At 35.5% G+C, this 11,169-nt stretch carries 8 protein-coding genes; 3 read left to right on the plus strand and 5 right to left on the minus strand.

The annotated features are described in order from the left end of the window. The first annotated feature begins 5 nt into the window (after positions 1–5). The gene (gene lgt, locus OZP12_RS17755) at positions 6–935 is read left to right on the plus strand and encodes a prolipoprotein diacylglyceryl transferase (protein ID WP_281226422.1); all 930 of its coding nucleotides are present in this window, start codon (positions 6–8) and stop codon (positions 933–935) included. Positions 936–1,075: 140 nt separating this feature from the next. Here lgt and OZP12_RS17760 read toward each other — a convergent pair whose 3' ends face one another. Further along, a complete protein-coding gene (locus OZP12_RS17760) occupies positions 1,076–1,966 on the minus strand; it encodes an alpha/beta hydrolase (protein WP_281226423.1) in 891 nt (296 codons plus the stop codon). A 219-nt stretch (positions 1,967–2,185) separates the two neighbouring features. Then, positions 2,186–2,779, minus strand: coding sequence for an NAD(P)H-dependent oxidoreductase (locus OZP12_RS17765; protein ID WP_281226424.1), 594 nt, complete (start codon positions 2,777–2,779; stop codon positions 2,186–2,188). Between the two features lie 104 nt (positions 2,780–2,883). Here OZP12_RS17765 and OZP12_RS17770 point away from each other — a divergent pair, with 104 nt between their 5' ends. After that, positions 2,884–3,777, plus strand: a complete 894-nt coding sequence (locus OZP12_RS17770; protein ID WP_281226425.1) for a LysR family transcriptional regulator — start codon at positions 2,884–2,886, stop codon at positions 3,775–3,777. A gap of 97 nt (positions 3,778–3,874) precedes the next feature. Here the strand turns inward: OZP12_RS17770 and secDF are convergent, their stop codons facing one another. The 3 genes from secDF to gyrB all read right to left on the minus strand — a co-directional run bounded on the left by secDF (position 3,875) and on the right by gyrB (position 10,011). Further along, complete coding sequence (secDF, locus tag OZP12_RS17775) at positions 3,875–6,853, minus strand: protein translocase subunit SecDF (RefSeq protein WP_281226426.1); 2,979 nt, start codon at positions 6,851–6,853, stop codon at positions 3,875–3,877. 222 nt (positions 6,854–7,075) lie between these two features. Continuing rightward, entirely contained in the window at positions 7,076–8,011 is a 936-nt protein-coding gene (locus OZP12_RS17780; RefSeq protein ID WP_281226427.1) for a malate dehydrogenase, read from the minus strand. Between the two features lie 62 nt (positions 8,012–8,073). Next, complete coding sequence (gene gyrB, locus OZP12_RS17785; protein ID WP_281226428.1) at positions 8,074–10,011, minus strand: DNA topoisomerase (ATP-hydrolyzing) subunit B; 1,938 nt, start codon at positions 10,009–10,011, stop codon at positions 8,074–8,076. 628 nt (positions 10,012–10,639) lie between these two features. On the opposite strand from gyrB, the gene OZP12_RS17790 reads away from it, so the two are divergent. After that, positions 10,640–11,098, plus strand: coding sequence for an RNA methyltransferase (locus OZP12_RS17790; protein ID WP_281226429.1), 459 nt, complete (start codon positions 10,640–10,642; stop codon positions 11,096–11,098). Positions 11,099–11,169 lie beyond the last annotated feature (71 nt).

Here is an 11,169-nt window from a genome sequence, read left to right on the forward strand (position 1 = left end):
AATAAATGACACACGCTTTAAACATTGTTTGGAATCCCTCTGAAGGTATTGATCTAGGTTTTTTTGTTGTTCGCTTTTATAGCTTAATGTTTGTAATAGCTTTTGGATTAGGCTGGTACATTATGAAACATATTTTTGAAAGAGAAAATATTGCTATCGACAAACTGGATTCTTTATTTGTTTGGACCGTGTTAGCCACTTTAATTGGTGCACGTTTGGGACATGTTTTCTTTTACGACTGGGAATACTACCGCAACAATCTGGCAGAAATCATTTTACCTTTCCGTTTAAGCCCTAAATTCCAATTTACAGGTTATCAAGGATTGGCAAGTCATGGAGCAGCAATTTCAATTATTGTTGCAATGTATTTTTTTAGCAAAAAAGTGCTTAACAAACCTATTTTATGGATATTGGACAGAGTGGTTATTCCTGTTGCCAGTGGAGCTATTTTTGTGAGATTGGGAAATTTTTTCAATTCGGAAATTGTAGGTAAAGAAACTACTTCTTCGTTTGGAATCCGTTTTGTTAGAGATCAGTTTAGTCCTAGAGAAGCAGTAAATGCGACACAACTTTCTACTCCAAAAGAAGCATATAACGCCATTGCAACCAATCCACAATATGCTAACTTATTAGAACAAGTTCCAGCTAAACATCCAGCGCAATTATACGAGGCTTTTTGCTACATTTTTGTTTTCGCGATTTTATTTTTCCTGTATTGGAAAACAGATACAAGAAAGAAATCTGGCTATTTGTTTGGCTTGTTCTTAGTTCTTTTATTCACGGTTCGTATTGTAGTTGAATCTGTAAAAGAAAGCCAAGGCGGATTTGAAAGCGAATTAGGAAATGTATTATCAACCGGACAATGGCTGAGTATTCCTTTTATAATCATCGGATTGTATTTTATTATTAGAGCAAAGAAAACCGAAGAAATATAGATTGGAATTGATTGATATAAAAAACAGGCTGCACAAAATTGTGCAGCCTGTTTTTTTTTTAGGCTAAAACCACCACGCACTTCGGGCACCCTCCAAAGGGGAAATCGTTCCAAAAACAGAATCAGACTTAGACCCTACTTTTATTTATTGTAAATATCCAAAAGCCAATTGTAGAAACTGTCTTTCCATTGTAAAACCGAATGGCCTTTGTCATAAGCCAAACCAAAACCATGATCTCCTTTGGAAAAAATATGTAATTCTGAATTGTTAACTTCAGCCACTATTGCAGCCAAACCGGGTATAATCTCTTTCATGGGCATTTTTTTGTCGTCTCGGGCAACGGCCATGAAAATAGGTGGCAAAGCCAGAACGTTGTCTATTCTTTTGAAATTGCTCAGCGTATTTCCGTGATAAATTAACCCCACAAAAGCGGGTTTCCAATCTATTGGTTCCTTGGCTTCGGTGGATTTAATGGCGATACGTTCACTAAGCCAACCTCCCGCCGAAAAGCCCAAAATTCCAATTTTGTCTTTGTCCATTTTTAAACTTTCCGCTAATTCCTTCATCTTCAAAATACCCGTTCTCGCGTCCTGATAAATGGCTCCTTTATAATCATCCATCGGAATAATAAATTCTCCTTTTGCATCTTTTCTGTTCGTCCTGTATTTTACGACCATGCAATTAATCCCCTGACCTGAAAGCCAAATCGCCAAATCAGTTCCTTCTTTGTCCACCCAATTGGTGGTAAGACCTCCACCAGGAAATATGACTACTCCAATATGTTTGTTGTTCGATTCCGAAGCCGGAAACATTTGATAAGTGGGAACAGAAATATTACTGATAACCCTGTTTTTATGGGACAATGACTGCGGATTGATCACCGAATCGACAACCGTTTCCGGATTGGGATGGCTGATGGGATTTTTTTCAATTCCGTTTGGATACAACGGCAATTCCGGATTGGTTTGGGCAAATAGAGAAGTACAGTTTATTACTAATGAAATGGAGAAAATAAGAACATTTTTTTTCATGTGATGGTTAGATTAATAATTGATATATTTTTCAAAAATAGGAAAAAATAGCTACAAATATTAAAAACAATTCTGTAATAAAAATTTACGAAATAACACTAAAAGCATGGCCTAATCTCAGATATACAATTACTGTTTTATAGACGAATGATAACGAACTATCGCCATAAACTTAAAACAAAGCCATCCCAAAAATTACTATCGGGATGGCTTCTTTATTTAGTTTAAAAACAATTGGGTCAAATGATTTTCATACAGTTTAAATTCTTGGTCAATATCAGGGCTTTTCATGATATCGTGAAAATGGATACTTTCCAAGGGCTTCATTCCGGTGAAAGCATTCATTCTGTGGAAACCAAATAAAGGTCCATTATCAACACTTGTTTCACCAAAGAATTCCCCAGGTAACGTGAAGGCTTCTTTCGGAGCATTCCATGAAGTGGTTACCATGTATTTTCTTCCGTGCAATGTTCCCCCAGTTCCGTAATTTATGGCTGGATTTTTGGACGAACGCCCGTCACTTTTGTAAATGCCCTTATCATGCCCATCGGTAAAAACCACATCTATGTATTTCTTGAAAGCATGCGGTAACTGAAACCACCAAATTGGGGTATGATAGATAACCACGTCCGCCCAAACAAATTTTTCAACTTCCTGAGCCGGATCGTACTCATCGTTCACATCGGTACTTTTCACTTCAAAATCTTGATGATTCTGAAAAAAATCGGCGGTGACATTGGCTATTGTCTGATTGAATCTTCCTCCCGAATGACCAAACTTCTGTCCGCCATTAATTATAAATATCTTTTTCATTTTTTATCTTATTTAAATTGATGTTACAAAGTTATAACTGAATTATCTATTATTAAAATAACATAATTCATACCTTTGTATCATAATTATAATACTTATCGAAAATGATAAATCTAGAATGGTACCGAACTTTCAAATACATTTACAAAACAGGAACTTTATCAGGAGCTGCCGAAGCCTTGTTTATTTCACAACCGGGAGTAAGTTTACATTTAAGTTCGTTGGAAAGTTATGTGGGTTACAAATTATTCGACAGAACAAGTAGAAAAATGATCCCTACCGAAAAAGGGAAAGTGCTCTATAATTTCATTACTGATGCATTATGCAAACTGGAAGAGGCCGAAAAGAATTTTCAAAGAAGTACCGAGAAAAACACACCGACCATTAGCATTGGAATGTGTTTCGAAACTTTTCAGATCACTTTAGAACCTTATTTGGCAACTTTTCCTTTTAATGTGATTATTCAGTTTGGTGAATATCCTGAAATGATTGAAAACCTAGACAAAGGTATTTTGGACTTAATCATCACTCCACAAATGATTGTCAAAAGTGCTATCGAATACCAGGCCTTCTCATCTGAAACCATTGTCCTCATTTGTGGCAACGAAACAGATTCTGATTCCTTTGACATTTTAAAAGAACAAAACGATGTAAAAGCAATTGAAGAATGGCTAAAACAGCAAAGATGGTATGGGACCACTGGTGACATGGAGCATTTAAGACGCTTTTGGCAGCTTAATTTCAACAAACATGCCGATTTCAGGCCGAACTACATTGTTCCAAATTTAAACTCAATTGTACGTTGTTTAAGCAACAGTAACGGATTGGCGGTAATTCCCGATTTCTTATGCAAAACAGAACTGGAGAACGGAAAAATAAAACTTTTATGGGAAGGCAAAACATCTTTGACAAACACATTGTATTTTGCAAACAAAAAACAAACTAATTACAACAACGAAATTCAATTAATAAAAGACACCTTTATGAAAATTATGTAATTGACAATATTCAAACAGCGATTACCAATTTCTATATAAAACAAAAAAGGATTCAACTCTCGTTGAATCCTTTTTTGTTTTATAATTCTATGTTATATTAACTAAGCTGAGCTTCTTGATGCTTAACTTCAACATTATGTTTCTCTTCTTTTGAAATGGTATCAACCAAAACAGGAGTAGCGATAAATAATGAAGAATATGTTCCGATAATAATACCGATAAGCATTGCGAAGATAAATCCTCTGATAGACTCTCCACCGAATATAAACATGATTAACAATACTAAAATCATTGTCAACGAAGTATTGATAGTTCTTGACATTGTAGAGTTAATCGATTTGTTTACAATTTCTGAGAAAGATCCTTTTGTTTTACCATCCAAGAACTCACGTACTCTATCATATACAATTACAGTATCATTCATAGAGTAACCGATAACTGTTAAGATAGCCGCAATAAAGTGCTGATCGATCTCCATTCCAAAAGGCATGTATTTCCAAAGTAATGAATATACTCCAAGTACAAAGATAACATCATGTGCCACAGCAGCAATCGCACCTAAACTATATTGCCATTTTCTGAAACTGATTACTAAATACAAACCTACGATAAGCATTGCTCCTAAAACAGCCCAATAAGCATTTGTTTTAATATCTTCTGCAACTGTTGGTCCAACTTTAGAAGCTTGTACAATACCTAATTTTTTACCGTCAAAAGTCTTAACGAATTTATCATAAGTCATATCAGCAGCGTAGTGTTTTTTCAAAGCTTGGTACAACATTTTGTTCACCTCTTCGTCAACTGCACTACCAGTTTCCTGAATTTTATATTTAGTTGTGATTTTCAACTGATCGTCTTTACCAAATATTTTAGCTTCGGCACTACCAAATACAGCAGTTAACTCAGCTTTAACCTGCTCAGGCTCCATAGATTTAGCAAAACGAACTTGGAAAGTTCTTCCTCCTACGAAATCCACACCTTGGTCAAAACCATGCGTTGCAATTGATGCAATACTTACGATAGTTACAACAATTGAGAAAAGGTAAGTCCATTTTTTAATTCCTAAGAAATCAAAGTGGAAATTAGTAAAGAAGTTTTTCGAGAAATTAGTTACGAAAGACAAATCGTTTTTACCTGCAATATTTTTATCGATAAAGATTCTGGCAATAAAAATTGAAGTAAATAAAGAGGTAACGATACCAATTAACAAAGTAGTAGCAAAACCTTTGATTGGTCCAGAACCGAAGATAAACAATACAGCTCCAGTCAAAATGTGAGTTACGTTAGCATCTACAATAGAACGCATCGCTCCAGTCCAGCTGTAAGAAGCTTTAACGGCCTCGTCCAGTGATTTACCAGCCCTTAATTCCTCTTTAGCTCTTTCATAGATAATAATGTTCGCATCTACCGCAGTACCCATTGTTAATACGATACCCGCAATACCAGGCAAAGTAAGTACAGCACCTAAACTAGATAAGATTCCAAACATGAACAATAAGTTCACAGCCAAAGCAATATTTGCATACCAACCTGCTTTACCATAATAGATAATCATCCAAAGAGATACTAAAAGCAATCCAATTACTGCAGAGTTAGTACCATTATCAATAGCTTCCTGACCCAAAGATGGTCCTACAACTTCAGATTGAATAATTTCAGCAGCAGCAGGCAATTTACCAGCTCTCAATACGTTTGCTAAGTCTTTAGTTTCAGTAACATCAAAGTTTCCAGAAATTTCAGATCTTCCTCCTGCAATTGGCCCACTAGAAACACCTGGAGCAGAATATACAATATCATCAAGAACGATAGCAATAAATCCTTTTTGAGTATAAGCTTTTCCTGTCAATTCTTCCCATTCTTTAGCACCTACATTATTCATTTGCATAGAAACAGCAGGTTTACCCATTTGGTCAAAAGTATCACTAGCATCTGTTACAACACCACCACCCATTGAAGCTACATTGTCTCTGTTACCTTTTAAAGCATATAATTCAACAACTTCAACTTCTTTTTCTTTAGCATCTTTAATAGTAGTTGGTTTTCCCCAAACAAATTTTGCATAACGTTGATCACCAGATAATAAAATTCTGATATCAGGTCTTTTGAAATAAGAATTGATAGTAGCAGTATCTTTTGGAGAGAAAAGACCTAAAACTGGTCCTCCGCCTTGAGCAACAATTTTATCAATAATAGGATTGTTTCCTTTTTTAGTAGCTGTAGAATCTTTTCCATCAGTCAACAAAGCACTCAATGAATCTTTTGCTACTGCTTTAGTCTCAACTTTGGCAACTTCAGATTTTTTCAAAGCCTCATTAGCAGCCATAATAAAACTACCAATTTCTTCAACTTTATATGTTTCCCAAAACTCTAATTGAGCCGTACTTTGTAATAATTTTTTGATACGATCAATATCTTTAGCACCTGGAAGCTCTACAAGAATTCTTCCTGACTCTCCTAATTTTTGAATGTTAGGTTGAGTAACACCAAATTTATCGATACGCTCTCTCAATACTTTAAAAGCACTTTCAACAGATTCATCAACTTTTCTTTTGATTACTTTTTGAACTTGAGCATCTGTCATTTGAAAAGTAACACCACCATCTCCTTGCAAACTTCTGTTAGCAAAAATATCAGGAGAAGCTAATTTTTCTTTTCCTTGGGAATTGGCTTCGAAAGCTTCAAAGAAAGCATCAAGATAAGTTTGATTTCCTTGTTGATTTTTAGTGGCATCCGCCAAAGATTTATTAAAAACTGGATTTTTCGAATTATTTGACAACCCTTTCAAAATGTCTTTAACAGAGATTTGAAGAGTCACGTTGATTCCCCCTTCTAAGTCTAGCCCTTTATTGATTTGCTTGTCTTTTACTTCATTGAAAGTAAAATCAGTAAACCCTAAGCTAAACACTTTTTCTTTACCAATTGAATCCAAATACTTTACTTCTTTTGCTGGATCTCCTCCGGCAAAAGCTTTTGCGTCACTTTTAACTTTGTTCGAGACAAAAGTGAACGAAAGTTGGTAAATACTTACCAATGCAAATAGAATTGCGAAAAATTTAATAAGTCCTTTATTCTGCATTACTACTAAAATTAATTAATTTTTTTATTCTTTTTGTTTTAAACCCTATAAAACAAGCCATTACATCAATTTTGAAAAACAAAAATAAACTGCACGATTTGTATCATTTTTTTTAAACCGAGCAAATATATAATTAACGGAAAGATTAACCAATTTATTTATTAATTAATATCAAAAAAAAGACTGCAATAATTGCAGTCTTCTTATTTTACACGCAAATTATTATGCCAAAACATTTTTCAAATCAGCATTCATATTTCTTACAGCATCTGCACTTTTTGCAAAAGCCGCTTTTTCAGCATCATTTAATTTAATATCAACAATTTGCTCAACTCCGTTTTTACCTATTATACAAGGTACTCCGATGCAAATATCGTTTTGTCCGTACTCACCTTCTACAAAAACAGAACAAGCAATCATTTTCTTTTGGTCATTCAAAATACTGTCAACTAAGTAAGCAACTGAAGCTCCCGGAGCATACCAAGCTGAAGTTCCTAAAAGACCAGTTAGTGTAGCTCCCCCTACCATAGTAGCCGCAGCCACTTTTTCTAATTCTTCTTGAGATAAAAATTCAGAAGCAGGAATACCATTATAAGCAGCTAATCTTGTTAAAGGAATCATTGTAGTATCACCGTGACCACCGATAACCATCGCAGAAATATCGTTAGATGGCTTATCCAATGCTTTTGCTAAATAATATCTAAAACGAGAGCTATCCAAAGCTCCACCCATTCCAATTACTCTGTTTTTTGGCAAACCTGTAGCTTTCAATGTCAAATAAGTCATTGTGTCCATCGGATTTGAAACCACAATAATAATCGCATTTGGTGAATGTGCCAAAACGTTATCAGCAACAGTTTTTACAATTCCAGCATTAATTCCTATTAATTCTTCTCTTGTCATTCCCGGTTTTCTAGGAATTCCAGAAGTAATAACAACTACATCACTATTCGCTGTTTTAGAATAATCATTTGTAACCCCTGAAACATTGGTATTAAACCCAGTATTTGTGGCACATTGCATGATATCCATAGCTTTTCCCTCAGCAAAACCTTCTTTGATATCCAATAATACTACTTCACTTGCAATTCCTCTATAAGAAATTGAATCCGCACAGGATGCTCCTACATTCCCGGCTCCTACAATGGTAACTTTCATTTTTATTTGTTTTTTTATTAATATTAAAATCAAAAAAACGAAAACGCAGCTACACCCAAAAATTACGCATCGATATTTGCGTAAACTGCATTTTTCTCAATAAATTCTCTTCTTGGTGGCACTTCATCACCCATTAACATTGAAAAAACTCTGTCTGCTTCAACCAAACTATCTATTGTAACCTGTCTCAGCGTTCTGAAATTTGGATCCATTGTAGTTTCCCACAATTGCTCAGCGTTCATCTCTCCAAGACCTTTATATCTTTGGATAGCGGCACTTCCACCCATTCTTTCATTCGCCTGATCGCGTTGAACATCTGTCCAGGCATATTCTTTTTTATTTCCTTTTTTAACCAAATACAAAGGAGGAGCAGCGATATAAACGTGTCCTTCTTCGATTAATTCCTTCATAAAACGGAAGAAAAACGTCAAAATCAATGTAGAGATGTGACTACCGTCGACATCGGCATCACACATGATAATCACTTTGTGATAACGTAATTTTGAAATATTCAAAGCTTTACTATCTTCTTCAGTTCCAACAGTTACTCCAAGTGCTGTAAATATATTTCTAATCTCTTCGTTTTCGAATACTTTATGGTGCATTGCTTTTTCCACATTCAAAATCTTACCTCTCAAAGGCAAAATTGCCTGAAAAGCACGGTCACGACCTTGTTTGGCCGTTCCACCCGCCGAATCTCCCTCGACAAGATATACTTCACATTTTGCTGGATCCTGCTCAGAACAATCCGATAATTTCCCAGGCAAACCTCCACCGCCCATAACGGTTTTACGTTGTACCATTTCACGCGCTTTCTTAGCAGCATGACGTGCCTGCGCCGCTAAAATCACTTTTTGAACTATGATACGGGCATCATTTGGATTTTCTTCCAAATAATTCTCAATCATTTCACTCACCGCTTGACTCACAGGAGAAACCACCTCACGGTTTCCAAGTTTAGTCTTGGTTTGTCCCTCAAACTGTGGCTCGGCAACTTTTACCGAAATAATCGCAGTAAGACCTTCACGGAAATCGTCTCCGGAAATATCAAACTTCAATTTTTCCAACATCCCGGAAGCATCAGCATATTTCTTCAATGATCTCGTAAGACCAGTTCTAAAACCTTGCAAGTGAGTACCTCCTTCGTGTGTATTGATATTATTTACATAAGAAAAAATATTCTCCGAATAGCTTGTATTATAAATCAAAGCCACCTCAACAGGAATTTCCCCTTTTTCGTGATCCATGGAAATAACATGAGCAATAATTGGCTCACGGTTTCCGTCCAAATATCTAATGTATTCTTTTAAACCTTCAGTAGAATGAAATGTTTCTGAAATAAAATTCCCGTCCTTATCTTTTTCTCTTTTATCGGTAAAAACAATAGTGATTCCTTTGTTCAGGAAAGCCAACTCACGCATACGAGCCGAAAGAGTATCGTATGAAAACTCCGTTGTTTGCGTAAAAATAATTGGATCTGGGTAAAAAGTTTGTCTCGTACCTCTTTTATCAGTTTCTCCGATTTGTTTTACCGGATACATTGCCTTACCTCTTTCATATTCCTGCTCATAGACTTTTCCATCTCTAAAAACAGTCGATGTCATGTGAACCGAAAGTGCGTTCACACAGGAAACCCCAACTCCGTGAAGTCCTCCGGAAACCTTATAAGAATCTTTATCGAATTTACCTCCCGCACCAATTTTAGTCATTACAACCTCAAGCGCAGAAACCCCTTCTTTTTTATGTAAATCAACCGGAATACCACGACCGTTATCTTCAACCGTAATAGAACCATCTTCATTGATATCAACCCTTATCGAATCGCAATAGCCTCCCATTGCCTCATCAATCGAGTTATCTACAACTTCATAAACTAAATGATGTAAACCTCTTATACCTACATCTCCAATATACATCGATGGACGCATTCTTACGTGCTCCATTCCCTCTAAAGCCTGGATACTGTCTGCTGAATAGCCCTTCTTAATCTCTTCGCTCATATAATTTAATCTAAAAAATGTGTTTTTTCGTCTTACACGCAAATATATGAAACCCTATAAGAATTAATGGTTAAAATCCCATTTTAAGTTGTTAAGTTATTAACAAAAAGACGAAAATATCTGTTTAAATTTCGGTATCAATAAAAAAAACAAATTCAGCTTCAAAAATTAAATTCAAAATGCAATTTTAACTCATTAACCTGCGTCAACTTTTTATTTTTTGGAGCAGAACATTTGGCTTTTTTCTCAAGAATCCTCCCGCTATTCACTACACACGAGCGATAGCGAACTGACGAAGTAATCTTGTGGACTGAACCCCAGTCCACAAGGATTTTCACTTCACACGAGCGAAGCGAACTGGCGAAGCAATCGGGGCTAAAAATCAACATTTTTGCTTTTTTGAAGGCAACAATTATTCACCGCCCAAACCTGACAGGTTTTTAAAACCTGTCAGATTTAAAACCATAAAAAAATGGCTTGCATTTTTCAACACGAGCCCTTTCTAAAAATAATATCTAAATAAAATCAAATTTCTAACATTCCTAACATCCATCTCCGACACTATTCAGCAATTTTTTCAAACAAATTAAAAACTTGAAATACTGCCAACTGTTTGTACTTTTGCACCATGAACGACAATTTTAAAAACGAATTTTTCGGAATAGGAATACAAAACGGTAAAACCCCTGAAAACTTAGGCGTTTTATGGAGAACTGCTCAAAATATGGGAGCAAGTTATATTTTTACAATCGGTAATCGATACGCTAAACAAGCATGCGACACGCATAATGCAGTAAAATCGATGCCTTATTTTCATTATGAAACTTTTGAAGATTTCCTCAATAACATCCCTAAAGGAGCACGTTTAGTAGGTGTCGAATTAGATGAAAAAGCCGAAGATCTGGAAACCTTTGAACACCCAAGACGCTGTGTGTATTTATTAGGTGCTGAAGACAACGGTCTTTCCAAAAAAGCAATTGAAAAATGTCACTTTCTGGTAAAATTCAAATCTGAAAAAAGCCTGAATGTATCGATTGCAGGAAGCATTGTCCTTTACGACAGAGGACTTAATAAACCTCGGTCATAGATTACCTCATTCTTTACCATAAAAAAAAGCGGATTTACTTTTGTAAATCCGCTTTTCATTTCAAACCTAAA

Origin of the sequence: Flavobacterium aquiphilum (assembly GCF_027111335.1) — a bacterium.
Taxonomy (GTDB): Bacteria; Bacteroidota; Bacteroidia; order Flavobacteriales; family Flavobacteriaceae; genus Flavobacterium; species Flavobacterium aquiphilum.

Coding starts and splice junctions, on each gene's coding strand:
- OZP12_RS17770 (WP_281226425.1), top strand. CDS start 2,884: ATGATAAATCTAGAATGGTACCGAACTTTCAAATACATTTACAAAACA.
- OZP12_RS17760 (WP_281226423.1), bottom strand. CDS start 1,966: ATGAAAAAAAATGTTCTTATTTTCTCCATTTCATTAGTAATAAACTGT.
- lgt (WP_281226422.1), top strand. CDS start 6: ATGACACACGCTTTAAACATTGTTTGGAATCCCTCTGAAGGTATTGAT.
- OZP12_RS17765 (WP_281226424.1), bottom strand. CDS start 2,779: ATGAAAAAGATATTTATAATTAATGGCGGACAGAAGTTTGGTCATTCG.
- gyrB (WP_281226428.1), bottom strand. CDS start 10,011: ATGAGCGAAGAGATTAAGAAGGGCTATTCAGCAGACAGTATCCAGGCT.
- OZP12_RS17780 (WP_281226427.1), bottom strand. CDS start 8,011: ATGAAAGTTACCATTGTAGGAGCCGGGAATGTAGGAGCATCCTGTGCG.
- OZP12_RS17790 (WP_281226429.1), top strand. CDS start 10,640: ATGAACGACAATTTTAAAAACGAATTTTTCGGAATAGGAATACAAAAC.
- secDF (WP_281226426.1), bottom strand. CDS start 6,853: ATGCAGAATAAAGGACTTATTAAATTTTTCGCAATTCTATTTGCATTG.